Raw genomic sequence first — 24,982 nt, forward strand, 5'->3', positions numbered from 1 at the left:
CAGGACAATTCCCCTCATGCACTCAGGCCGAATCCCTGCATCAGCCGCCGCGTGGCGAAATCCTGCTGGCCTGACGTAAACACGGCGAAGTCGAAATTATCGGGATGCACGGCATCGGCTACCAGCGGAACCAGCGTGCGGGCCCGGCGCGCGATCGCTTCGGCCGGATCAAGCCAGTCGACCGGCCACGGGGCAATCCGCCGGAAAAGATTGGCCATGAAAGGATAATGCGTGCAGGCAAGCACGACGATATCGGTCTTCTGACCATCCTTCTCGACGAAACACTGGTCGATTTCGGCAAGCACCGCATCGTCGGAGACGGCGTCGCCGCGAATATAGGCTTCCGCCATGCGCGCCAGGTTCTGCGAGCCGACGAGACGGACATGGCATTGCTGCGCGAAGGACTGGATGAGATCGCGCGTATAGGCCCGCTTCACCGTTCCCGGCGTTGCGAGCACCGAGACGAGGCCGGAGCGCGTCCGCTCAGCCGCCGGTTTGATCGCCGGCACCGTGCCGACGAAGGTCATCTGCGGAAAGGCGGCCCGCAAGTCCGCGCCGACCAGGGTGAAGGCGGTGTTGCAGGCAATGATGCAGACTTCGGGGTCATACTCCATCAGCAGCTTACCGAAGAGCCCGATGATCCGCTCCTTCAGCGCCTGTTCCTCCCAGCCGCCATAGGGAAAACCGGCATCGTCGGCGACATAGATGAAACCGCGCTCGGGCATCAGCACACGCGCCTCGCGCAGCACGGTCAGTCCGCCGATCCCTGAATCGAAGACGAGGACGGGTTTCAGCTCATTCGTCGGCGCTGGCATCGGTGGGCGCTTTCTTGCCGGATCTGGTGGAGCCGCCTTTGCGCGGACTGTTGCGCGAAAAGCGGTCGAGAGAGGAAATGACGCCGCGCAGCACGCTGATTTCCTGTTCCGTGAATGCCCGGCGGGAGAGAACAGCGCGCAGGTTGTCGACCATTTTCGGCTTTTTCGAGGGCGGATGAAAATAGTTGCGCGAATCGAGCGCCTCTTCCAGCTGATCGAACAGGCCGAAGAGCTGCTCCTTGGTGGACGGGCGCTGCTCAAGCGCCTGGAACGGCACGGCTTCCAGATCCTCCATGCCCGATTTCATCCACTCATAGGACATGAGCAGCACGGCCTGGGCGATGTTGAGCGAGGCGAAGGCGGGATTGACCGGAAAGGTGACGATCTCGTCGGCAAGCGCCACTTCCTCATTGGTCAGACCCCAGCGCTCGCGGCCGAAGAGAATACCGGTCGCCTCACCTGCCCTGAATTTCGTGCGCAGCGTCTCGGCAGCAAGGACCGGCGAGCGCACCGGCTTGTAATTGTCACGGCTGCGCGCCGTCGTCGCATAGACGAAATTGAGATCGGCAATCGCCTGCTCCAGCGTGTCGTACACCTTCGTCGCCGCGATCACATGATCGGCCTTGGAGGCCGTCGCCTGCGCTTTCTCGTTCGGCCAGCCGTCGCGCGGATTGACGAGGCGCAGTTCTGCAAGCCCGAAATTCGCCATGGCGCGGGCCACCATGCCAATATTTTCGCCCATCTGCGGCTCGACCAGAATGATGGCCGGCCCTTCGGCCAGAAGTTGACGCTCGCTGTTCGTGCCTGCCATGGTCTTATCCTTGTTTCGAGCGCGCAATAGCCTCGCCCGCCGCAAACGGCAAGACGTCGACCTGCGGATAGAGCCTTTCCAGCGCCGAACCGATCATTTCGAGCCCCAGCCTGGCGCCCTCGCGCGACACCGGCAGGTGTCGTCCTGTCGTCCGCGATGCCTTGCGCTTGATCAGGAAACAGCTCGAGCCGCGCGGGGCGGCATCGTCGATCAGCGCCAGGTCCGCCGCGATCAGCCTGTTCAGATTGTCGTCGGCGGCCGGCGCTTCATAGCTTTTCGCCAGGATACGCGCCCAGTAGGTACAGGACAGGAAGATCGCCAGCGTCTGTCGGATTTGGCCGGGCCGCGTCACCACCGACCAGGAAGAGCCGAGCGGCCGCGCCGCCACGGTTACATCACGGTAGCAGGCATCGATCTTCTGCGACAGCGCCATCAGCTCGAAACCGCTCTTGCCCTCGCCGAGGGCGCCAAGCAGATCGCGCAGCACCTGGAACCAGCGGGCAAGCGCGGAATCGAGCGCGCCGCGCGTGCGCGTGGGAAAGACGATGAAGGCGACCGCCGTTCCGGCCGCCGCCCCGATCATCGTCTCGCCGATGCGCAGCTTCAGCAGGTCGAGCGTCAGCACGCCCGTCATGCCGTAAACCAGGCAGAGCACGATCGAGATGAAGAAGGTCATGGTCGCATAGGAAACCTGCAGAAAATAGAAAGCGAGGAAGATACAGACGGCGGCAACCGGAACGGCGATATCAGGCTCGCCTGAAATCAGCGTTGCCAGCACAAGGCCGGTAGCGATCCCGAACACGGTCCCGAGCGAGCGCGACAGCGCCCTCATCGCAGTGTCGCCGCGCGAATTGGTGTTGGTGAAGACGAGGAAGGAAGCCAGCACCGCCCAGAACCAGCGATCGCGCGACAAGAGCAGCCCGAAGCTCATGGCGATCGCCGACGCGATCGTGATCTGCAGCGCCGCGCGCAGCAGAGGATTGGCGAATGAAAAGTCGATCGGCTGGGATTGCGCCGTGTCCCTGACCGTATCGATGCCGGAAAAGCCGGAGGCCCGCCCCATGTCGATCGCCTGCGTCAGTTGCTGCCGCGCCTCGCCGAGCCAGAGCAGCGCCCGCACCGTCTCGCCCTGCCGCGCGTCCCTGGCGGCCTCCACCATCCCTTCATAGGAGGCGAGCGCGGCCTTGTCGGCTTCGATCACTGCGTGGACGAGCGCGAAAGGCGGCGGGCTCTGGAAGCTCAGCACGATCGCACTTTCGGCCGCGAGATGAGCGTCGAAGAGCCGGATCGCCAGTTCGGCGGCGGCGTCGGCGGCGGCGTCAAAGACGCCGGTCGGCGGGCGCGGGATAAAGGTCTCCGCCATCAGCACCACTTCCTTCAGCCGGTCTTCCAGCTGGCGCAGCTCCTGCCGGTCGGCTTCACCGATCTCGGCGCCGCCGGCGATGGCGGCGAGCTTGAAGAGGATCTGGTTGATCCGGCCCCTGACGCTTTCGAGCGAGCGCAGCAGGTCGCGCCGCCAATCGTCGGGCAGCAGCACTGCCCTCACCAGATGGCCGACAAGCACCGCGACGACGGGGCCGATCGCCACTTCAGGCAGTTCGGCGAGCTGCGGCCGGAAATAGGCGCCCATGAAATAAGAGGTGAAGGCGAACATGCCGATGGCAAAACCGCGCGGCCCGAACACCCGTCCGGCCGATGCGAGCGCGATCACCACCAGGAAGACGAGATCGGAGAGCAAGCGGTGATCTTCGAGCCCCGCTGCAATGCCGACGACAGCAAGGCTGGCGACACAACCGAAAAGCCGCGTCACCAGCTGGCGGGAACTGCCCTTGTCGCGCACTGCAACGCCGCCCTCGATCGACAGCACGATGCCGAGGCCGAAGGCCGCGGTCGGCAGTGGCAGGATTGCCATGTGGACGGCAAGAAGGACCAAAAAGGAGAAAGCGATCGTCAGCGTCACCCGCAGCGCCATGCGCAGGCGCGAAAGCGCCGGATCATTGGCAAGCAGCCAGTCGCGAGCCTGAAAGCCGGAAAACAAATGCAGGAACCCCTCGTGCCGCGGAAGGATCGACAGATAATGCCATGCCTGGCGTAAGCAAACCGCCAGAGATCGAGTCTCGACGCTCTCGAATGTCGCGCGCCTACTGGCCCTTGGCAATCAGCGCCATCGTCGCCTTCAGGGAATTATGGCCCTGCGTTTCGATATTCTCGGTGACGATATCGTCGATCACCGGCCGGCCTGCCTCCTCGACCACCTCGAAGCGAACGGTCGTATAGTCCTTGGCATCGGGCGCGTCCGAACAGGCGGATTTCCTGAAGCGCACCGTGACCTCGGTCGTCCCGTTGACCGGAGGCGCCGCCGCCATCGTCAGATCCTCCAGCGGACATGCATCCTGGCCGTTGACGATGACGTCGTAATCGAAGGGCGATATGCCGTCGTCGTCGACGGCGGGAAATTGCGCGGCCGCCTGGTATCTGGCGACGAAGTCCTTGCTGTAGAGACGATCGAGCCGGCTCGCATCGAAAATGTCGGTCCAGTCGCTGTTGTTGTCGGCCCAGTTTCTCTTGGTCGCGTCCATGATCTCCTGCACGGGAGCAGTGGCATCGGCCGCATGGGCAGCGTCCGAAAAGGCGATAAGGCTTGCAATAACAACGGCGATTGTCTTCATGGTCGAATGTTCCGGGGCGGGCAAATCAAGGCGGACACAGAGCATGATGCCGAAAAGTGTGAGCGGTTTTCGGACAACATCATGCTCTAACTCTTTAATTTAGAACAGGATTCAGATTTTAGGGCGATCCGGCCTAAAATCATCCTGTTCTAGCCAGATTTCAGCACTTAGCAATGGCGGCAAAAACGCATTGCGAAGGCCGTTGCAGCTTTGCGTTCCCGGTTCACAATGCTATAGCGCTCCTCATCACGTCACCCACCCGGGACGCTTGTCCCCCTTCAAGCTCGAACGAGGCAGATACATGAACAAGATCAAGGTCGCCAATCCCGTCGCCGATCTCGACGGCGATGAAATGACGCGCATCATCTGGCAGCTCATCAAGGATAAGCTGATCCATCCGTATCTCGACCTCGACATCGACTATTACGACCTCTCGGTCGAAAACCGCGACGCCACCAACGACCAGGTCACCGTCGACGCCGCCAATGCCATCAAGAAGTACGGCGTCGGCATCAAGTGCGCGACGATCACGCCGGATGAAGCCCGCGTGAAGGAATTCAACCTCAAGGAAATGTGGAAGAGCCCGAACGGCACGATCCGCAACATCCTCGGCGGCGTCATCTTCCGCGAGCCGATCATTTGCCGCAACGTGCCGCGCCTGGTTCCCGGCTGGACCCAGCCGATCGTCGTCGGCCGCCATGCCTTCGGCGACCAGTACCGCGCCACCGACTTCAAATTCCCCGGTAAGGGCAAGCTGACCATCAAGTTCGTCGGCGAAGACGGCACCGTGATCGAGAAGGAAGTCTTCAACGCACCGGGCGCCGGCGTTGCCATGGCCATGTACAACCTCGACGAATCGATCCGCGAATTCGCCCGCGCCTCGATGATGTACGGCCTGATGCGCAAGTGGCCGGTTTATCTGTCCACCAAGAACACCATCCTCAAGGCCTATGACGGCCGCTTCAAGGACATCTTCGAGGAAGTCTACGAGACCGAATTCAAGGATCAGTTCAAGGAAGCCGGCATCACCTACGAACACCGTCTGATCGACGACATGGTCGCCTCGGCGCTCAAGTGGTCGGGCGGCTACGTCTGGGCCTGCAAGAACTATGACGGCGACGTCCAGTCCGACACCGTCGCCCAGGGCTTCGGCTCGCTCGGCCTGATGACCTCGGTTCTGCTGACGCCTGATGGTAAGACGGTCGAAGCCGAAGCCGCCCACGGCACCGTCACCCGCCACTACCGCCAGCACCAGAAGGGTCAGGAAACCTCGACGAACTCGATCGCCTCGATCTTCGCCTGGACCCGCGGCCTCGCTCACCGCGCCAAGCTCGACGACAATGCCGAACTCGCCAAGTTCGCCTCGACGCTGGAAAAGGTCTGCGTCGACACCGTCGAATCCGGCTTCATGACCAAGGACCTGGCGCTGCTGATCGGCCCCGACCAGCCGTGGCTCTCGACCACCGCCTTCCTCGACAAGATCGACCAGAACTTGCAGAACGCGATGGCGTAAGCCAGCCCTTTCGGGATAGCATTGAAACGGCGGGGATTTCCCCGCCGTTTTCATTTTGGGAGAACCGCAAATGACGGCGACCGTGCGCCCGCTCGAACCCACTGACCGTACCGCTTGGGAGCCCCTATGGAAGGCGTATCAGCGCTTCTACGAGGTGGTCATCCCTGCCGAAACCACGGATCTCACCTGGAACCGCTTCCACGATTCTGACGAACCGATGCACGCGCTCGGCGCCTTTGAAGACGGCCGCCTCGTCGGCATCGTGCATGCGATTTTTCACCGCTCCTGCTGGCTGCCGCAACGGACCTGCTATCTGCAGGATCTCTATGTCGAAACCAGCCAGCGCGGCCTCGGCACCGGTGCCGCACTGATCGATGCGGTCGCCGATCTCGCGCGCGCAAACGGTGCGGGCAGGCTCTACTGGATGACGCACGAAACGAATGCCACGGCGCGGCGGCTGTACGACCGGATCGCCGAACGCTCAGGCTTCATCCAGTATCGCAAAGCTCTCTGACGATCGGACTTGCACAAAGACCTCGCCGCGCTATTGATTCCGGGCGACGGCAATGCCTGACAGAACGGCAACAGGAGGAGGATGTCATGGCCGAAGAACTGGTATTCTATACGAACCCAATGTCACGCGGGCGCATTGCGCGCTGGATGCTGGAGGAGATCGGTCAGCCCTATCGCACCGAACTCCTGACCTTCGGCGAAACCATGAAGGCGCCGGAATATCTTTCGCTCAACCCGATGGGCAAGGTGCCGGCGATCCGCCACGGCAACACCGTGGTCACCGAATGCGCGGCAATCTGCGCCTACCTCGCCGAGACCTTCCCGGAAAAGGGGCTGGCCCCCAAGCCGGAAGAGCGCGCCGCCTATTACCGCTGGATGTTCTTTGCCGCCGGTCCGCTGGAATCGGCGGTGACGATGAAGGCGCTCGGTTTCGAAATTCCGGCGGAGCGCCTGCGCATGGCAGGCTGCGGCAGTTTCGGCGACGTCATGAACACGCTCGAAATGGCCGTTTCCGGCTCGACTTACGTCACCGGCGAGCGCTTCACCGCCGCCGACGTCTATGTCGGCGCGCATATCGGCTGGGGCCTTGGCTTCGGCTCCATCGAGAAACGCCAGGCCTTCGTCGACTATTTCGGCCGCATCAGCGAGCGCGAAGCCTATAAGCGCGCCAATACACTGGACGACGAAGCCGGCAAGGCGATGCAGGCGGCCTGAGCGTTCAGGCACGATCGAGGACGCGGCAACTCCGCCGCGTCCTCGCATGAGGTCAGGCAAGCGGCATGTGGATTTCTGTCAGAAGCTCGGTTGGCGGCACGTCGCGTGGGTTGTTGAGATATTCCTCGAACATGACGCTGTCCTTCAACTGCCGTCCTGATTTGGGCAGCCATTCCGCATAAAGCCACTGATAGGCCTTGTGCATGTCGGCATAGGGACCCTTGTGACGCAGCACCGCATAGGTGCCGCCGTCGACCCTGCGCCGCTCGAACGGCGCTTCGGCCGGAACGTCGGCGGAGCCGGTCACACAGGCGATCGAGCGCAGCTGTTCGGCCGGCACGATATCGGGATCGTCGAGATAGACACCGATCATCCTCATGTCGGGCCTGGCGAGGCCGCGGGCGTAAAGCGTGCCGAACAATGTCTCGAAGGCTTTGCCGATCTGCATATAAGAGCCGGTATGGGCGACACCGATCAGCTCGGTCGGTGCGATCTCACGTATGGTAACGTCGAACATGGGTTGGGTCTTTCCGTTAGGTGAGGGTTTAAAGGCTGTGTGGCTTCCCTCTTTCCGATAGCGGGCCGGCGGCATGCCGTAGACCGACTTGAAAATGCGATTGAAGGATTGGAGATTGGGATAGCCTGATCGTTTCGCAATCTCGCTGACGGCAAGCTCCGTGCCGACGATCTCGCCCGCCGCGCGATGCAGCCTCAGCCGCTTGACGGTGGCCGCCAGCGTCTCGCCATAAATCGCCCGGTAGATCCTGTGCCAGTGATAGCTCGACAGGCAGGCGATCTCGGCCAGGCGCTCCATATCCAGCTCCTCGTCGAGGTGGTCGTGAATATAGGCAGAAACCCGTCTCAGACGGCTTTCATAAAGTGCCCATGCCGTTTCGCCATTCATGTCAAACCTCAAGCAAATCGATGGGCTGCAGAGAACCATATCCCGATTTGACAAATCCTGCTGACTTGAACTGGCGACGAATCCCGCATAGACCGGAATTCCGGCTCGAACCCAAGAGGAAGACTGATGCCGGACTTTTCAACATTGATACTCTTTGCCGCCGCCGCGCTGATCCTGACTGCCACGCCCGGTCCCGACATGCTGCTGATTGCTTCGCGCAGCATTAGCCAGGGACGCGCTGCCGGATTTTTGACCTATGCGGGTATTGCGCTCGGCACTTACTGCCACGCCCTTGCTGCCGCTTTCGGGCTCTCGCAGCTCTTCCTGACTATACCTATCGCCTATGAGGCCGTGCGCTGGATCGGCTGCTGCTATCTGCTCTATCTCGCCTACAAGACGATTCGCTCGGAAGGTACCGCCTTCGCGCCCGCTTCCACGTTGAAGCGGCTTTCGGGTCGGCGCATCTTCTTTGCCGGCCTCGCCACCAACCTGCTCAATCCGAAGATGGCGCTCTTCGTCATGGCGCTCTTCCCACAATTCGTGAATACGGAGAGCGGCTCAATGGTCGCGCAAATGCTGGTGCTAGCCACCATCCTGAACGCCATCGGCTTCGTCGTGAATGGAACCGTCATCCTTCTCGGAAGCCAGATCCGTTCACGGCTTAGCTCCGTGTGCCGTTTCCCGAAACTGCCGCAATATATGCTCGCAACGGTCTTTACCGGGCTTGCCTGCCGTCTCGCGCTGCAGACGAGAAACTGACCACCGCAGCCGCGCATTGAAAACAAACCGGCTGCGAAATCCAAAATCTCGCAGCCGGTTCCCATTTCAAACAGTTCTCGGACTGGACGATCAGCCTGCGAGTGCCGCCGCGACGGCCTCAAGCGCCTCATCAGCCTTGGCGCCATCAGGGCCGCCGGCCTGCGCCATGTCGGGACGGCCGCCGCCGCCCTTGCCGCCAAGGGCTGCCGACGCAATGCGGACGAGATCGACGGCGCTGTAGCGCTCGACGAGATCCGGCGTCACCGCGACGACGGCGCTCGCCTTGCCGTCATCGGACACGCCGATCAGCGTCACGATGCCGGAGCCGATGCTGGCCTTGCCGTCATCAGCAAGACCCTTGAGGTCCTTCGGATCGACGCCGGCCACGGCCTTGCCGAGGAATTTCACTCCGGCAACCTCGCGCACCGCATCGGCAGACCCGCCCTGCCCGCCGCCCATGGCGAGTTTGCGCTTGGCATCGGCCAGTTCCTTTTCGAGCTTGCGGCGCTCGTCCATCAGCGCCTCGACGCGCGACAGGACTTCCGAAGGCTGAACTTTCAGCGAGGCAGCGAGCGTCTTCACGCGCTCGTCCTGTTCGGCGAGATATTCGCGCGCGGATTCACCGGTCACCGCTTCGAGGCGGCGAACGCCGGCGCCGACGGCGCTTTCGCCGAGGATGCGCACGAGGCCGATCTGACCGGTCGCCGACACATGCGTGCCGCCACAAAGCTCGACCGAGTAAGGCTTGTTGCTCTTTGCGCCATGAAGGCCTGTGCCCATCGAGACGACCCGCACCTCATCGCCGTATTTCTCGCCGAACAGCGCCATCGCGCCTTCGGCGATCGCATCGTCGACGCTCATCAACCGCGTGGTGACCGGCGAATTCTGCAGCACGATTTCGTTTGCCATATCCTCGACGATCTTCAGCTCTTCGGCCGACATCGGCTTCGGATGCGAGACGTCGAAACGCAGGCGCTCGGGCGCGACCAGCGAGCCCTTCTGGGCGACATGGGTGCCGAGCACTTCGCGTAGCGCCTCATGCAGCAGGTGCGTCGCCGAGTGATTGGCGCGCAGGCGCGAACGGCGGGCATGATCGACCGTCAACGCGACAGCATCGCCATCCTTGACCACACCTTCGATGACCGTACCCAGATGCACGAACAGGCCTTCGCCCCTCTTCTGCGTGTCCGATATCTCGATCTTGCCGTGGTCGGACGAGATCACGCCGGTATCGCCCATCTGGCCGCCGGATTCGCCGTAGAATGGCGTCTGGCTGACGACGATCTGCACCTTGTCGCCGGCCTTGGCCTCGGTCGAAACCGCGCCGTCCTTGACAATCGCTTGCACGACGCCCTCAGCCGTTTCGGTGTCGTAGCCCAGGAATTCGGTCGCGCCATGCTTTTCCCTAAGGTCGAACCACACGGTTTCGGTCGCCTTTTCGCCGGAACCGGTCCAGTGCGAGCGGGCTTCGGCCTTCTGGCGCTGCATCGCATCGGTGAAGCCGGAGATGTCGACGCCGATCTCACGGGCACGCAGTGCATCCTGCGTCAGATCGAGGGGGAAACCGTAGGTGTCGTAGAGCTTGAAGGCGGTCTCACCGTCCAGCATATCGCCTTTGGAAAGATCCGTCGTCGCATCCGACAGAAGCGACAGGCCGCGTTCCAGCGTCTTGCGGAAGCGGTTTTCCTCAAGCTTCAGCGTCTCCGAGATCAGCGCCTCGGCGCGTACCAGTTCCGGATAGGCGCGGCCCATCTGCTGCACCAGCGTTGGCAGCAGCTTGAACATCAGCGGCTCCTTGGCGCCAAGCAGCTGAGCGTGGCGCATGGCGCGACGCATGATGCGGCGCAGCACATAACCGCGGCCCTCATTCGACGGCAGCACGCCGTCGGCGATCAGGAAGGCCGAAGAGCGCAGGTGGTCGGCGATGACCCGATGGCTGGCGCTACCTTCCGCCTTGACGCCCATCGTATCTTCGATGGCGCCGATCAGTGTCCGGAAGAGATCGGTGTCGAACACGCTCTGAACGCCTTGGAGAATACAGGCCATGCGCTCAAGGCCCATGCCGGTATCGATCGACGGACGCGGCAGCGGGTTGCGAACGCCGGGCTCGGTCTGCTCGAACTGCATGAAGACGAGGTTCCAGAATTCCAGGAACCGGTCGCCATCTTCCTCCGGGGAACCGGGAGGGCCGCCCCAGACGTTCTCGCCCTGGTCGATGAAGATTTCAGAGCATGGGCCGCAGGGGCCGGTATCGCCCATCTGCCAGAAATTGTCGGAGGTCGGGATGCGGATGATCTTGTCGTCGGAAAAACCGGCGATCTTCTTCCACAGCGCCGCGGCCTCCTCGTCTTCGGAGTAGACGGTCACCAGCAGGCGATGCTTCGGCAGGCCGAAACCTTCGGTCACGAGCTTCCAGGCAAGCTCGATCGCATTCTCCTTGAAATAGTCGCCAAATGAGAAGTTGCCGAGCATTTCGAAGAAGGTCAGGTGGCGCGCGGTATAGCCGACATTGTCGAGGTCGTTATGCTTGCCGCCGGCGCGCACGCATTTCTGCGACGTCGTGGCCGTCGTATAAGGACGCTTTTCCAGGCCGGTGAAAACGTTCTTGAACTGCACCATGCCGGCATTGGTGAACATCAGCGTCGGGTCGTTGCGCGGCACCAGCGGGCTCGACGAAACGATCTCGTGGCCGTTCTTCTTGAAATAGTCGAGAAAGGTCGACCGGATATCGTTCACGCCGCTCATTCTATGCCCTTCAATGCTGCCCGAGGCAGATAAATACAAATCCATCGGCTTTTAACGTTCGCCTCCGCCACTGTCCAGCCGACAAACAAAACCGGCCGCATTCTCATCAGGGAATGCGGCCGGCGGAGATATCCGACAAGAGTCAGGCGCGAGACTTACATGTCCGCGGCGGCATCGCCGTCATCTGCATCCGGTCCGCCGTTCTGCAGGAAGCGGTCGGCGATGAGACCGGCATTCTGGCGCAGCGCCAGTTCGATCTCGCGGGCGAGATCCGGGTTGTCGCGCAGGAAGGTCTTGGCATTTTCGCGGCCCTGGCCAAGACGCTGGCTGTTATAGGAGAACCAGGCGCCCGACTTTTCCACGATCCCGGCCTTGACGCCGAGATCGACGAGTTCGCCGGTCTTCGATACGCCTTCGCCATACATGATGTCGAATTCGACCTGTTTGAAGGGAGGCGCCATCTTGTTCTTGACGACCTTGACGCGGGTCTGGTTGCCGACCACCTCTTCGCGCTCCTTGACCGAGCCGATGCGGCGGATGTCGAGGCGCACGGAGGCATAGAATTTCAGCGCATTGCCGCCCGTCGTTGTCTCCGGCGAACCGAACATGACGCCGATCTTCATGCGGATCTGGTTGATGAAGATCACCATGGTATTCGACTTGGAGATCGAGGCGGTGAGCTTGCGCAGCGCTTGGCTCATCAGACGCGCCTGCAGGCCGGGAAGGCTGTCGCCCATTTCGCCTTCGATTTCGGCGCGCGGCGTCAGTGCGGCGACCGAGTCGACGACCAGAACGTCGACGGCACCGGAGCGCACCAGCGTATCGGTGATCTCAAGCGCCTGCTCGCCGGTATCGGGCTGCGAGATCAGAAGGTTTTGGAGATCGACGCCCAGCTTGCGGGCATAGACGGGATCGAGCGCATGTTCGGCGTCGACAAAGGCGCAGATGCCGCCCTTCTTCTGCGATTCCGCGATGGTCTGCAGCGCAAGCGTCGTCTTGCCCGAGCTTTCCGGCCCGTAGATTTCGATGATGCGGCCCTTCGGCAGGCCGCCGACGCCAAGCGCGATATCGAGACCAAGCGAACCCGTCGAAATCGTCTCGATTTCGATGACGTTCTCGTTGGAGCCGAGTTTCATGATCGAGCCCTTGCCGAACGACCGCTCTATCTGTGAGAGTGCCGCTTCAAGCGCCTTGCTTTTGTCCACCGATTTGTCCTCTACCAGCCGCAATGAATTCTGAGACATCTGATCCACCTTTAGGTTATTGAAGCCGCCCAAGCAATGTCGAGTTTGTACCCTATTTGTTCCACTCTCGCAATAGGCGATCAAACGATTGAAAGAAAAAGGTAAAACAGCCTGTGTTCTATATTTGTTTTATCGATGCAAAGCAACGGCTTAGGCCAGGTGCGCCGGCGTTGCCGCGCCAGGAGGCCCCGTCTCGATTCGCGCTTGGGGCATCGAAAGGCGGTTGAAATGAAGAAAAAGATTCTTGTTCTCGGCGGCGCCCATATCGACCGGCGCGGCCGCATTTCCGGGGAAACGGCACCGGGCGCCAGCAATCCCGGCACCTGGTTCGAGGAGCCGGGCGGCGGCGGCTTCAATGCGGCGCGCAACCTTGCAAGGCTCGGTTTTCAGGTGACGATGATTTCGCCGCGCGGCGGCGATCCCATCGGCGAGATGGTCGGCGAAGCCGCCGATTTCGCCGGCATCGACGACCGGCCCTTCGTTTTTCTCGACCGCAAGACACCGAGCTACACCGCGATCATCGAGAGGGACGGCAACCTGGTGATTGCCCTTGCCGACATGGATCTCTACCGCTTCTTCGTGCCGCGGCGTCTTTCCATCCGCTGGGTGCGCGAAGCCTTCGCCGCGCATGATCTCATCCTTTTCGATGCCAATCTGCCGGAAGAGACGATCGCTGCAATCGTCGCCAAGGCACGGTCGCTGGCCAAGCCCGTCGCGGCGATCGCCATTTCGCCGGCCAAGGTCGTCAGGCTGAAATCCTGCATCACGGATATCGACTACCTGTTCCTGAACGAGGCCGAAGCCGCAGCCCTTATCGGTGAACGGCCGGAAGACGCTGGCGGCTGGCCGCCGCTTCTGAACGAGATCGGCATCCGGAGCGCCGTCGTCACCCGCGGCCAGCGCGAGCTGGTCGCATTTTGCGACGGCCGCGCCGTGACGCTGCAGCCGCCGATCGCCGAGACCCTCGCCGATGTCACCGGCGCCGGCGATTCCCTTGCCGCCGGCACGCTCGCCGCCTTGATGCGCGGCCTGCCGCTCGAGGAAGCCGTCCGCCACGGCACCGCGGCAGCAGCGCTGACTGTGCAGTCGCCGCATGCCGTCAACGAAAATCTGACGCCGGATCTGCTGAATGAGGCGCTTGCCCTTGTTCCCCAGATCAGAATTCTGCATTGAAGCGGCCAAATGAAATAGTCGAGCATGATGTCGTCGCAAAACCGCCGACACATTCGGCATCATGCTCTATCGACGACAGGACAAGATCATGACCCAGCCCATCTCCCCTCTTCTGCCGATCGCCTATTCGAAGGAGGTCGCCAGCGCCAAGCAGCGCGGCGCGCCGCTGGTGGCGCTGGAATCGACCATCATCACCCACGGCATGCCCTATCCCGGCAATATCGAGATGGCCCGCAGCGTCGAGGCGATCATTCGCGAACAGGGTGCCGTGCCGGCAACGATCGCCGTCATTCACGGCACGCTGCATATCGGCCTTGAAGCCGGCGAACTGGAGCAGCTCGCCAAGGCGACCGACGTGATGAAGGTGTCGCGCGCCGATCTCGCCTTTGCGATCGCCGAGCGCCGCACCGGCGCCACCACGGTCGCAGCGACGATGATCGCGGCGGCGCGCGCTGGCATCCGCGTCTTTGCCACAGGCGGCATCGGCGGCGTGCACCGTGGCGCCGAGGAAAGCTTCGATATTTCGGCCGATCTCGAGGAACTGGCCCGCACCGGCGTCATCGTCGTCTGCGCCGGCGCCAAGGCAATTCTCGACATTCCGAAAACGCTGGAAGTGCTGGAAACCCGCGGCGTGCCCGTCGTCACCTATGAGAGCGAAGAATTCCCCGCCTTCTGGTCGCGCTCCTCGGGGCTTCGCAGCCCGCTGTCGCTGAACAGCCCGGCGGCCATCGCCAACTTCCAGACGGTGCGCGAACAGCTCGGCATCAATGGCGGCATGCTGATCGCCAATCCGGTGCCCGAGGCCGACGAGATCCCGCGCGAAGAGATGGAGATCTATATCGAGCGCGCGCTCGACAGCGCTGAACGCGACGAAGTGACCGGCAAGGCGGTGACGCCCTATCTGCTCTCGACCATCTTCGACCTGACGGACGGCCAGAGTCTGAAGACGAATATTGCGCTTGTTGAAAACAATGCGCGGCTGGCGGCAGAGATTGCCGTGGCGCTCGGGGAGTAAGGGGGGATGGGGCAGGTTGTTTCCGCCCAGTCTTTGCCGGATTGCCGTGGATCACCCCCTCTGCCCTGCCGGGCATCTCTCCCACAGGTGGGGAGATTGGGCGGGAGCGCAGGCCGCACGAATAATGAACATTGCAAACTGCACAACGTTAGCGACGTGCGAAGGTCAAGCCGAGCGTCAATCTCCCCCCTTGTGGGGGGGGGAGATGTCCGGCAGGACAGAGGGGGGGGTGCCACGTCGAACGCCCTATCCGGAAACCACGAAGCCGTAACCGCTAACTATCCAGCGTCTCCTTGACCACCACAGCCAGCTGCTTCAGCGAAAACGGCTTCGGCAGGAACCCGAATTTCGCATCCGGCGGCAGGTTGCGGGCAAAGGCGTCCTCGGCATAGCCGGAGACGAAGATGAATTTCAGGTCTGGATAGTTCTTGCGCAGCTCACGCAGCAGCGTCGGGCCGTCCATTTCAGGCATGACGACGTCGGAAACGACGATGTCGACCTTGCCCTCAAGCTCTTCCATGATGCTCAGCGCCTCGACGCCCGAGCCCGCCTCATGCACGGTGTAGCCGCGCGTTTCCAGCATCCGCTTGCCGCCCCGGCGCACCGCCTCCTCGTCTTCGACGAGCAGGACGACGGCAGAGCCTGTCAGGTCCTCGGGCTGCTGCGCAGCAGGCGCCTCGGGAGGCGTGCCGACTGCGGCAATGGCGCTGTCGATCGCGCCGGCTTCGGCGGCAACCGCCGGCTCGGGGATATGGCGCGGCAGGAAGACGCGGAAGGTCGTGCCTTTGCCGACCTCGGATTCCGGCTGGATGTAACCGCCCGATTGCTTGACGATGCCATAGACCATGGCAAGGCCAAGCCCGGTGCCTTTGCCGACATCCTTGGTGGTGAAGAAGGGTTCGAAGATCTTGTCCATGATCTCAGGCGCGATGCCGGTGCCGGTATCGGTGACCTCGACCAGCACCATGTCCTCGGCGGGCATGTAGGAATAGTTGAAGGCGGAGACCTCGGCAGCCGTCAGATTGCGGGTGCGCAGCGTCAGCGTGCCGCCTTCCGGCATCGCATCGCGCGCATTGACGCAGAGATTGATCAGCACCTGCTCGAACTGCGACAGGTCGGTTTTGACAGGCCAGAGATCCCGGCCATATTGCACGTCGAGCTTAACGTTGGTGCCGGAGAGCAGCCGGTCGACCAGCATGCGCAGGTCGCCGACGACATCCGTCAGGTTCAGCACCGAGGGCCGCATCGTTTGCTTGCGCGAGAAGGCAAGCAGCTGGCGCACCAGCACCGCGGCGCGGTTGGCGTTGCGCTTGATCTCCATCAGGTCGGCGAAACTCGCATCGGAGGGCCGCGCCTGCAGCAGCAGATGGTCGGACGACAGCAGGATCGCCGTCAGCACATTGTTGAAGTCATGCGCGATGCCGCCGGCGAGCGTTCCGACAGCGTTCATCTTCTGCGTCTGCGCCATCTGCGCTTCCAGCGCCTTCTGCTCGGTCACCTCGACGGCATAGACGATCGCCGCTTCCTCCGGCGCCTCGTCGCTCTGGTCGATGACAGCATTGACATAGAAGCGGAAATAGCGCGCCTCGTCGGTCGGCGTGCGGGTGTCGAGCGGCGCGATGTCGCCCTGCCGGTCCTTCGCCGCCGCCAGCGCCGCGGCCAGCTGCGGCCGGTCGCTCTCCTGCACGATGGTTTCGAGAGAGGGTGATTTCTCGAGATCGTCGCGCGACACGACGCCGGAAAACAGCTTCAGGAACGGCGCATTGGTGCGCAGAATGCGCCCTTCGCCATCGACCGAGGCGATCGCCATCGGCGTGTTGTTGAAGAAGCGCGTGAAGCGCATGGCGGCGGCCGAAGCGGATTGGCCGCTCTCGCTGCTCTTTTCGCGCGCCAGCACGATCGTCCGGCTTTCGCCGGGCGCCCCGTCGCGCATCGAGGTGACGCTGTGGATGATCTGCACCGGCAGGCTCTGGCCGTTGGTCTTGCGCAAATCGAGATCGAGCGTCACGGTCTTCTTCAGGCCTGGTTCGGCCTGCACCGACTGGATCAGCGCCAGCCCCTCGCCCGCCACCAGGTCGCCGATCGACATCGAGCCCGGCAGGAACTTGGTCAGGTCGAGGCCCAGCCACTCGGCAAGCGTGGCATTCAGGTAGAAGATTTCGCCCTTCCGGCCGGCGGAGAAGAAGCCGGCGGGTGCGTGATCGAGATAGTCGATCGCGTTCTGCAGCTCCTTGAAGAATCGCTCCTGATCGTCGCGTTCGGCGGTGATGTCGGTAATCTGCCAGATCTGCAGCGGCTTGCCGCCATTATCCTCCTGATGCAGCAGCCGCGCCTTCAGCCGGTACCAATGCGCGCCCGAGCTGTTGGAGCCGGGGCCGACGGCGCGCAGCAGACGAAACTCCTCACGGCCCTCCTTGCCCTCGCGCAGACCGTTGACCAGCCGGTAGAGCGCCTCGTTGGACTCGCGATGGCGCGACAGCAGCGTTTCGAGCGTCTGCACCTCGGTCGCCTTGCGCGCGCCGGTCAGCGCGCTGTAGGCAGCGTTGGCATAGATGATCCGTCCCTTGTCGTCGGTGATCAGCGTCCCATCCGGATGACTGTTGAGAAAGGCGCGCGCCAGGCTGTCGGACTGGTGCTGCGGCATCACCTCGATGAAGCCGATGACCGAGGACACCAGGAAGAAGATGCCGACCATGGCAAGCACGCCGAGGCCGCCGAGCACCATCTCGTTGTCGAGTGATCTTTTGAAGACGACGAAGGCGCCGGCAGCCGCAATCAGCACGAGCGCCAACAGAAGGATGCGCAAAACCGTGCCAGAACGCCCCCCACGATCCACAAGCGGTGCGTTATAGTCGTCGGCCTGACGCGGTTTCGTCATGTATTCCTCGCATAAGCCCTTCCCATTTCATAGCACGAACACGAAGCAGGAATCAGGCACTCTTTCCTTCTTAGCAATTTGCCACGCCGGCAAAAACACCGGTCACCGGCAAGACTGCTTGAATTCACAGGCTAGAGCGCCATCTGCCTCGCGCAAGCCGGCAGCCGTCATCCGGCACAATACGAAATCGCCTCCGTGCGTCACTGGACAGGACCTTCGGCCCTTGTTTAAGGAACGGAAAAGTCGTCAATATGTGCCGAATGCGAAATGGAGTGAGTGACTATGTTCGATGATCTTGTCGGAGCTTACGGCAGCCGTTTCCTGCTTGCGGCCGGTGGCGTCGGCCTGGCGCTTCTCCTGCTCATTCTGGCGCTCTGGCTGATTCGAAGCCGCGCCCCCTCGCCCTTCGTGCGCGGCGGCCGCAACCGTCAGCCCCGCCTGCAGGTGCTGGATGCGGCAGCCGTCGATACCCGCCGCCGGCTGGTGCTGGTGCGCCGTGACGACGTCGAACATCTGATCATGATCGGCGGTCCGACCGACATCGTCATCGAAAGCCGCATCCTGGCCGAGGCGGCCGAACAGCCCGAAAGCGTCAAACGGCCAGAGCCGGCTGCGGAGCGGCCGGCAACAGTCCCGCGCCCCGAAACACCGCCCGTTTCCGTAAGCCGTCCGCCGCTTGCAGCCCGTGCCGAGCCGCCCGCTGAACCGGCCTTCGCGGCCTCAGCCGCGCCGGAGCCGCGCCCGCGCCCCGAACCGCCGGCCCAGCCGGCCGTGCCGCCGCCGGTGGCCACCAGCCCGCTTCCGGCGGAGCCCGCGACGGCTCCGCTGTCGGCCGAACGCGACCATTCTCCGCGCCCGGCTCCGCTCCAGCCGCGCCCGCCGGAACAACCGGTTGCCCCGCCGGTCGCGCAGCCCGCGCCCTATCACGATACGGCGAGTGCCGCCGAAATCCTTGACGCCGCCCGCCAGCGGGTCCTGCCGCAGCAGCGCATCGATCCCGAGGTCTCCGCCCCCGACATGCCGGCGCCGCGCACCGCACCCGCGACGCCTGCGGACGAAGCGGCTGCTCAATCGGCAGCGGCGATTCGCCGTGATTTCCAGCGGGTGCTGGAACAGGAAATGGCGAACAATTTGACGGCCGAGCGCATCGTGCCGGCCCCGGCAAACCAGACCCCGCGCCAGACCACGCCGCAGCCCGCCAACCTGCCGCGCCGCGATCCCGAGCTTGCCCCGATCACCGGCGCCGACACGGAGCTGCAGAAGGAAGTTGCCCGCATTTTCGGCGAAATGAGCGTCAATCGCGACAAGTGACTGCCGGCGCAGGCGCGGTTGCGCGCATTCGTGACCTCATCACGAAGTTGCAGAAATGCCGCAACGCCGCGGCTTTTCAGTCCTGGAGCTCTTCGGGCCTCCCCACCGCGTCGATCATTTGTTATCAATCGACGCGAAGAGCTTTGGCGCATCGAGGTCACACTTTGCCTAAGTAAATACCGGTCTCACCCCAGTTTCACCCGTACTGCCGCAAAGCGAGACGCTGGCGGCATGCGACCATGTTCATCGGGTGGTGGCGAGAGACCGGTTTGGCATTGTTACAATGTGCCATGTGCAGCTCCGCTGCCCAGCTCTTCAGCCGCCCACAACATCGCCACACCGCGCCCGCAAGGGTTTCTCCTGCACCATCTTGGTGGACTTCCAAACGGAAGACCAAGACGATATGTGCAAGACGCTTCGGGTCCGATGGACCATCACCCCCAAGACAGCGCCCCAGCCGTGGATTGCATGTGGCGGATGCGGAGGCCTCAGAGCTTTCCGATCCAGCGGCAAGATCCGCTTGAATGCCAACGGGCGCAAGCTCGACGCCTGGCTGATCTACAAATGCCTGACCTGCGAAAGGACATGGAACCGGCCGATCTTCGAGCGCCGGACTATCCGCGACATCGATCCGTTGACGCTCGACGCGCTGCAGTCCAACGACCCCGATTGGGTTCGCGCGGAAACCTTCAATCTCGATGGGCTGCGGCGCAAAGCACAGCGCGTTGACGAGTTCGCCGAATTCGACATCGCCAAGGAGATACGGCACGAGATCGCAGGCTGGACACGCCTGGAAATCGAACTGACAGCCCAGTTCGCGACAAACATACGGCTGGATCGGCTGCTGGCCGGGGAGTTGAAGATGTCGCGCTCGCGCCTGCAGGCGCTGCACGATCAGGGCCTATGTCGAACGGACCCCGGTGGGGTTGACATCATGCGGCGGCGGATCAGGAGTGGCACGCTCGTCACGATCGATCTCGTCATGGAGGCGGAGCGGGAGCGACCGTGGAAACCTCTGGCGGTAGGTGGCCCGCTCTAAATGTATGCCGCCCGGACGTGTGCAGCGATTCCGGGACAACGAGATGCATAAAACAAAGGCTGATGCGCGTCGCTTGAATAAAATGTGATGCGACGCGCATCGATGGGCGGCGCACCAAGACCGATCGACAAGCCGCCAGTAGGCCCCGACAAAAAGGCGCCGCGATCAGATCGCGGCGCCCAATGTGTCTCTGCCTATATCGAAAACGTCATTCGTCGCGATAGACCTTTTCACGGCGTTCGTGGCGCTCCTGCGCCTCGATCGACAGCGTCGCGATCGGGCGGGCGTCGAGGCGCTTGAGACCGATCGGTTCGCCGGTTTCCTCGCAATAGCCGTAGGTGCCGTCTTCGATGCGCTGCAGGGCCGCGTCGATCTTGGAGATCAGCTTTCTCTGCCGGTCGCGGGCGCGAAGTTCGATCGCCCTGTCGGTTTCCGACGACGCCCTGTCGGCGAGATCGGGATGGTTTGCGCTTTCCTCGGCCAAGTGGTCGAGTGTTTCGCGCGCTTCTCTAAGGATATCGTTTTTCCAGGCGACCAGCTTCGCCCTGAAGTAGGCACGCTGGTTTACGTTCATGAACTCTTCCTCTTCCGAGGGAACGTAATTGCTAAGATCGATCTTCTCACTCAACGCGATTCTCCTGAAGAACATCTCATCTGGGCGGGTGTATATCCCAAGCGCTATCCGCGATTCAAGCCAAATACGACAGGTAAACAGATTTTTAAATCTGTTACAATTTTAAGCTAACGGTCTATTTTGTCATGGTTATTCCGGCTGCCGTTTTTGGCTTCGCCTTCAAAACGCCGTGTTGTCAGCCACGTTTTAGGCAGCTGCGGCATGGCTGGCGATTGACGGCGGCCGACCGCAGCCGCTACTGAAAAGACCCGCCCGATCCTGGATTTGCCCATGACCGTACCGCTGCCTCCGCCCAACCGCATCTATCTCCTGCGTCATGCCAAGGCCGCTGCGGCCGACCCCGGACAGCGCGATTTCGACCGGCCGCTCAGCAAAAAGGGCTACGGCGATGCCGAGATCATCGCCGACAAGGCAGCCGACAAGGGCTACCGTCCGGATCTTCTGATCAGTTCGACGGCGCTTCGCTGCCGCGACACCGCCGACGCCGTCCACCGGGCGGTCGGAGTCGGGCTCGACGTGCGCTATGTCGATGCGCTCTACGACGCCACCGTCGGCACCTATCTCGAAATCGTCGATGCGCAGGAGGTTGCCGCCGTCATGCTGGTCGGCCACAATCCGACCATGGAGCAGGTGCTGGAGACATTGATCGGCCACAAGGCGATGGTCGCCGCCCTTCCCCGCGGCTTTCCGACGGCAGGCCTTGCCGTCATCGATTTCGATGCTTCCGTCACCGCCTGGCGCCTGACCGATTTCGTTGTCGTCTGACATCGTCCGAGCAATTCGAAGAGCGGCAGAAATTTTCACTTTCCGCGGAAAACGGAAATGCGTTCGCGCCACTTCTTTTTCGCACAACGCCGCCTTCCTATATTGCCGGCAGTCATCAATCGGAATCGCGCCTTGCCGCCACGCCTGACATCCCTTGCCGACGACGCCCGCATCGCCTTCGACAATCTCGCCGACCGGGCGAACGGCCTCGTCAATCCGACCGTGCGGCTCGGCGTCACCGGCCTCTCGCGATCCGGCAAGACGGTTTTCATCTCCTCGCTTGTTCACAATCTCCTGCATGGCGGCCGACTGCCGCTGTTCGAGCCGGTGCAATCCGGCCGCGTTTCCGCCGTGCGGCTCGAGCCGCAGCCAGATGATGCCGTGCCCCGCTTCCAGTACGAAGATCATATCCGGGCCCTGGTGAAGGATCGCATCTGGCCGGACTCGACCCGCGCCATTTCCGAGTTGCGCATCACGCTCGACTATCAGAGCGCCAGCGGCTGGAACCGGCTGTTCTCGCCCGGCCGGCTGTCGATCGATATCGTCGATTATCCCGGTGAATGGCTGCTCGACCTGCCGCTGCTCGGCAAGGATTATCGGACGTTCAGCGTGGAGACGATGGCGCTTGCGCAAACCGGCGTCCGCTCCGCACTGTCGCAGGGATGGCTGGCGCTGACACGTGCCGCCGATATCAATGCCGGCGCCGACGAGATGATCGCTCGCGAGCTTGCCGCCGCCTTTGCCGATTACCTCAAGGCCTGCAAGACCGACGAACGCTCGCTCTCCACCTTGCCGCCCGGGCGCCTGCTTCTGCCCGGCGATCTCGACGGCTCGCCGGCGCTGACCTTCGCCCCGCTCGCCTTGCCGCCCGACGGTCGTCCCGATCGCGGCTCGCTCTGGGCGATGATGGAGCGACGGTACGAAGCCTATAAGTCGGTGGTCGTCAAACCCTTCTTCCGCGAGCATTTCGCCCGGCTCGACCGCCAGATCGTGCTGGTCGACGCGCTGCAGGCGATGAACCGCGGCCCCGAAGCCGTCCAGGATCTGGAACGCGCGCTGACCGATGTGCTTGCCTGCTTCCGCCCGGGCACCAATTCGCTGCTCTCCTCGCTGCTCGGCCGCCGTATCGACCGTGTGCTGGTCGCCGCCACCAAGGCTGACCATCTCCATCACGAGAGCCACGACCGGCTCGACGCATTGACCCGCCGCCTCGTCGATCGCGCCATCGCCCGCATCGGCATGGCCGGCGCCGGCATCGATGTCATGGCGCTCGCCTCCGTGCGCGCTACCCGGGAGGCATCGGTCAAACGTGACGGCCATGACCTGCCCGTCATCGTCGGCACGCCGATGGCGGGCGAAACCATTGCCGGCGAGCGCTTCGACGGCCAGAGAAAGACCGCGATCTTCCCCGGCGATCTGCCGGAGGATCCGGAAGGCCTGTTTGACCGTATCGTCTCGGGCGAGGCCGGTGGGACCCTGCCCGAAGTCAATGTCGTCAGGTTCCGCCCGCCGCATCTCGAGGAAACCGGCGGCGGCATCAAGCTGTCGGTGCCGCATATCCGCCTCGACCGCGCCATGCAGTTCCTGTTCGGAGACCGTCTCGCATGAGTAAGCCCCCGTCCGATGTGCCGCGTCGCCCACCCGCCGCCTTCGCTTACGACGATGAGCCATCCGAGCCGCGCGACAACGGCCGGCAGCAGCAAGGCCGGCGCAAGCCGGAGAGCTTCTCGGAAGAGATCGTCTTGACGCCCGATGAGGAGGATCCCTTCATCAATCCCGACAGGGATCTCGGCGCAGCACCAGTGGCCACGCCGCGCAAGCGGCGGACCTCCTTCGGCAAGATCGCCGCCGGCGCCTTCGGCATCCTGCTGTCGCTCGGCATTGGCCTCTGGACCGACCGGCTGATCCGCGATCTCTTCACCCGCGCCGACTGGTTGGGTTACGCAGCCCTTGGCGCGCTGGCGATCGGCATCCTCGCCGTGCTTGCCCTCGTCATCCGCGAGGCCGCAGGCATGATGCGCCTTGCCGCCGTCCAGACGATCAAGGCCGAAGCGGAAGCCGCGATCCTCGAAACCCGGCCGGCGAAGGCGCGCGCCGTCGTTGCGCGCCTCACCACGCTGCTTGCCGCCAACCCCGAGACATCGAAGGGACGCGCGACGCTGAAGGCGACCGAGGGCGAGGTCATCGATCCCCCGCATCTGATCGCCTTGGCCGAACGAGAGCTGCTCGCCCCGCTCGACCGCAAGGCCCGCGCCCTCATCGTCAATGCCTCCAAGCGTGTGTCGATCGTCACCGCCGTCAGCCCGCGCGCCGTCGTCGATCTGTTGTATGTGCTTTACGAGGCCGTCCGCCTTATCCGCGCCATGGCGGAACTCTACGGCGGCCGCCCCGGCACGCTCGGCATGTTCCGCCTGCTGCGCGACGTGCTGGCGCATCTTGCCGTCACCGGCTCGATCGCCGTCGGTGACAGCCTCGTCCAGCAGGTGCTCGGCCATGGGCTGGCCTCGAAGCTCTCGGCCCGACTCGGCGAGGGCGTCATCAACGGCCTGATGACCGCCCGCATCGGAATCGCGGCGATGGATCTCTGCCGGCCGCTGGCTTTCCGCGCGCTGAAACGGCCGGGAATCGGTGATTTCATCGGCGATCTCACGCCTTCCATGTCACCGCGCAGCAACAATCCTTAATCGACGAAGCAATTCCGCAGCTTTCGCCTCCCCCAGCGTGAAGTCATGAAAATAGCATCAGATTCAACACGTTAGTGGCAGGATATTAAAATTCGCACAGCCTGGCACGCCTGTAATCCCTGGCATTTCGGCACAGTCGAAAGGAAGGATTAACCATTTTTCGGCAAAACTTGGCGCCAGTTCGTGAGTGGTGTTTGCCAAGGAAAATCCATGTATTCGCGCAAGTTTCTCTTCGTATGCGGCCTCGCCGCCGCGGCATTGTCTCCGGTCGCAGATGTCGCTCCGGCAGCCACCGCCGCAACCCGTGACAAGGCCTTCTTCGAATCCGTCGCCGGCTCCTGGAAAGGCCCCGGCGAGATCGTCGCCGGCAAGTACAAGGGCACGAAATTCACCTGCAACCTGACCGGTGAACCGACCGGCGACAGCACCACCGGCATCAAACTCGATGGCACCTGCCGCGTTGGCGTCTTCAAGCAGCCGATGACCGCCGTCATCTCGCAGTCGGGCTCCAGCTATAAAGGCAAGTTTCTCGACGGCGCCGCCGGCAAAGGTCTTGACGTCGTCTCCGGCGCCGTCACCGAGGATACCGTCGTGGTCGGCATCAACCGCTCCAAGCTGAACGGAGCAATGATCGCCCGCATACGCGACGACAAGACGATGAACGTCACCGTTTCGGTCAAGGTCGAAAGCCAGATGATCCCTGTTATCGGCCTGACATTGACCCGTCAGGTCGACGAAATGGCCGTCGGCTCCATCCAGTAGACAGATCGCATGACGGATTTTCCTGAAGCGGCGG

The 24,982-nt window shown here is 62.8% G+C and carries 21 protein-coding genes; 12 read left to right on the forward strand and 9 right to left on the reverse strand.

All coding sequences use genetic code 11. The features are described from left to right. Positions 1-14: 14 nt before the first annotated feature. From murI to CO671_RS05840, 4 genes are all read right to left on the reverse strand, one after another. Positions 15-815, reverse strand: coding sequence for a glutamate racemase (murI, locus tag CO671_RS05825; RefSeq protein WP_097605155.1), 801 nt, complete (start codon positions 813-815; stop codon positions 15-17). Beyond that, entirely contained in the window at positions 796-1,626 is an 831-nt protein-coding gene (locus tag CO671_RS05830) for an RNA methyltransferase (RefSeq protein WP_097605156.1), read from the reverse strand. Before CO671_RS05830 ends, murI begins: the two co-directional genes overlap by 20 nt. A gap of 4 nt (positions 1,627-1,630) precedes the next feature. Beyond that, positions 1,631-3,670 (reverse strand): FUSC family protein, encoded by a 2,040-nt coding sequence (locus CO671_RS05835; protein WP_170964948.1) that lies wholly within the window; start codon positions 3,668-3,670, stop codon positions 1,631-1,633. A gap of 97 nt (positions 3,671-3,767) precedes the next feature. Beyond that, positions 3,768-4,295 (reverse strand): hypothetical protein, encoded by a 528-nt coding sequence (locus CO671_RS05840; RefSeq protein WP_097605158.1) that lies wholly within the window; start codon positions 4,293-4,295, stop codon positions 3,768-3,770. A gap of 301 nt (positions 4,296-4,596) precedes the next feature. Between CO671_RS05840 and CO671_RS05845 the strand changes: the two genes are divergently transcribed. From CO671_RS05845 to CO671_RS05855, 3 genes are all read left to right on the forward strand, one after another. Beyond that, a complete protein-coding gene (locus CO671_RS05845) occupies positions 4,597-5,808 on the forward strand; it encodes an NADP-dependent isocitrate dehydrogenase (RefSeq protein WP_097605159.1) in 1,212 nt (403 codons plus the stop codon). 70 nt (positions 5,809-5,878) lie between these two features. Next, on the forward strand, positions 5,879-6,322 hold the full coding sequence (locus CO671_RS05850; RefSeq protein WP_097605160.1) for a GNAT family N-acetyltransferase: 444 nt from the start codon (positions 5,879-5,881) through the stop codon (positions 6,320-6,322). Between the two features lie 86 nt (positions 6,323-6,408). After that, complete coding sequence (locus tag CO671_RS05855) at positions 6,409-7,035, forward strand: glutathione S-transferase family protein (RefSeq protein ID WP_097605161.1); 627 nt, start codon at positions 6,409-6,411, stop codon at positions 7,033-7,035. 52 nt (positions 7,036-7,087) lie between these two features. Here CO671_RS05855 and CO671_RS05860 read toward each other — a convergent pair whose 3' ends face one another. Beyond that, complete coding sequence (locus CO671_RS05860; RefSeq protein ID WP_097605162.1) at positions 7,088-7,939, reverse strand: AraC family transcriptional regulator; 852 nt, start codon at positions 7,937-7,939, stop codon at positions 7,088-7,090. A gap of 126 nt (positions 7,940-8,065) precedes the next feature. On the opposite strand from CO671_RS05860, the gene CO671_RS05865 reads away from it, so the two are divergent. After that, a complete protein-coding gene (locus CO671_RS05865) occupies positions 8,066-8,698 on the forward strand; it encodes a LysE family translocator (RefSeq protein WP_097605163.1) in 633 nt (210 codons plus the stop codon). 90 nt (positions 8,699-8,788) lie between these two features. Here CO671_RS05865 and alaS read toward each other — a convergent pair whose 3' ends face one another. Both alaS and recA read right to left on the reverse strand, forming a co-directional pair. Further along, positions 8,789-11,443 (reverse strand): alanine--tRNA ligase, encoded by a 2,655-nt coding sequence (gene alaS / locus CO671_RS05870; RefSeq protein WP_097605164.1) that lies wholly within the window; start codon positions 11,441-11,443, stop codon positions 8,789-8,791. A gap of 155 nt (positions 11,444-11,598) precedes the next feature. Further along, on the reverse strand, positions 11,599-12,687 hold the full coding sequence (gene recA, locus CO671_RS05875) for a recombinase RecA (protein WP_064685493.1): 1,089 nt from the start codon (positions 12,685-12,687) through the stop codon (positions 11,599-11,601). Positions 12,688-12,915: 228 nt separating this feature from the next. On the opposite strand from recA, the gene CO671_RS05880 reads away from it, so the two are divergent. Together CO671_RS05880 and CO671_RS05885 are read left to right on the forward strand one after the other, a co-directional pair. Further along, complete coding sequence (locus tag CO671_RS05880; RefSeq protein ID WP_097605165.1) at positions 12,916-13,860, forward strand: carbohydrate kinase family protein; 945 nt, start codon at positions 12,916-12,918, stop codon at positions 13,858-13,860. Positions 13,861-13,948: 88 nt separating this feature from the next. Beyond that, complete coding sequence (locus tag CO671_RS05885) at positions 13,949-14,875, forward strand: pseudouridine-5'-phosphate glycosidase (RefSeq protein WP_064685492.1); 927 nt, start codon at positions 13,949-13,951, stop codon at positions 14,873-14,875. A gap of 274 nt (positions 14,876-15,149) precedes the next feature. Here the strand turns inward: CO671_RS05885 and CO671_RS05890 are convergent, their stop codons facing one another. Beyond that, complete coding sequence (locus CO671_RS05890; protein WP_097605166.1) at positions 15,150-17,753, reverse strand: PAS domain-containing sensor histidine kinase; 2,604 nt, start codon at positions 17,751-17,753, stop codon at positions 15,150-15,152. 282 nt (positions 17,754-18,035) lie between these two features. Here CO671_RS05890 and CO671_RS05895 point away from each other — a divergent pair, with 282 nt between their 5' ends. Together CO671_RS05895 and CO671_RS05900 are read left to right on the forward strand one after the other, a co-directional pair. Then, entirely contained in the window at positions 18,036-19,064 is a 1,029-nt protein-coding gene (locus CO671_RS05895) for a flagellar biosynthetic protein FliO (protein ID WP_170964932.1), read from the forward strand. Positions 19,065-19,467: 403 nt separating this feature from the next. Then, positions 19,468-20,103: a DUF1062 domain-containing protein gene (locus tag CO671_RS05900; protein ID WP_097605168.1), complete on the forward strand. Its 636-nt coding sequence runs from the start codon at positions 19,468-19,470 to the stop codon at positions 20,101-20,103. Between the two features lie 208 nt (positions 20,104-20,311). On the opposite strand, the gene dksA is transcribed toward CO671_RS05900, so the two are convergent. Beyond that, positions 20,312-20,731, reverse strand: coding sequence for an RNA polymerase-binding protein DksA (gene dksA, locus CO671_RS05905; RefSeq protein ID WP_008525884.1), 420 nt, complete (start codon positions 20,729-20,731; stop codon positions 20,312-20,314). 276 nt (positions 20,732-21,007) lie between these two features. On the opposite strand from dksA, the gene CO671_RS05910 reads away from it, so the two are divergent. The 4 genes from CO671_RS05910 (at position 21,008) to CO671_RS05925 (ending at position 24,948) form a co-directional block, all read left to right on the forward strand. Beyond that, positions 21,008-21,502, forward strand: a complete 495-nt coding sequence (locus CO671_RS05910) for a histidine phosphatase family protein (RefSeq protein WP_010032769.1) — start codon at positions 21,008-21,010, stop codon at positions 21,500-21,502. Positions 21,503-21,634: 132 nt separating this feature from the next. Further along, positions 21,635-23,110: a YcjX family protein gene (locus tag CO671_RS05915; RefSeq protein ID WP_097605430.1), complete on the forward strand. Its 1,476-nt coding sequence runs from the start codon at positions 21,635-21,637 to the stop codon at positions 23,108-23,110. Next, the gene (locus tag CO671_RS05920) at positions 23,107-24,186 is read left to right on the forward strand and encodes a TIGR01620 family protein (protein WP_097605169.1); all 1,080 of its coding nucleotides are present in this window, start codon (positions 23,107-23,109) and stop codon (positions 24,184-24,186) included. Before CO671_RS05915 ends, CO671_RS05920 begins: the two co-directional genes overlap by 4 nt. Positions 24,187-24,396: 210 nt before the next feature. Continuing rightward, positions 24,397-24,948, forward strand: coding sequence for a hypothetical protein (locus CO671_RS05925; protein ID WP_010030055.1), 552 nt, complete (start codon positions 24,397-24,399; stop codon positions 24,946-24,948). Positions 24,949-24,982 lie beyond the last annotated feature (34 nt).

Origin of the sequence: Rhizobium sp. M10 (genome assembly GCF_002531955.1) — a bacterium.
In the GTDB taxonomy this organism is placed as follows: Bacteria; Pseudomonadota; Alphaproteobacteria; order Rhizobiales; family Rhizobiaceae; genus Rhizobium; species Rhizobium etli_C.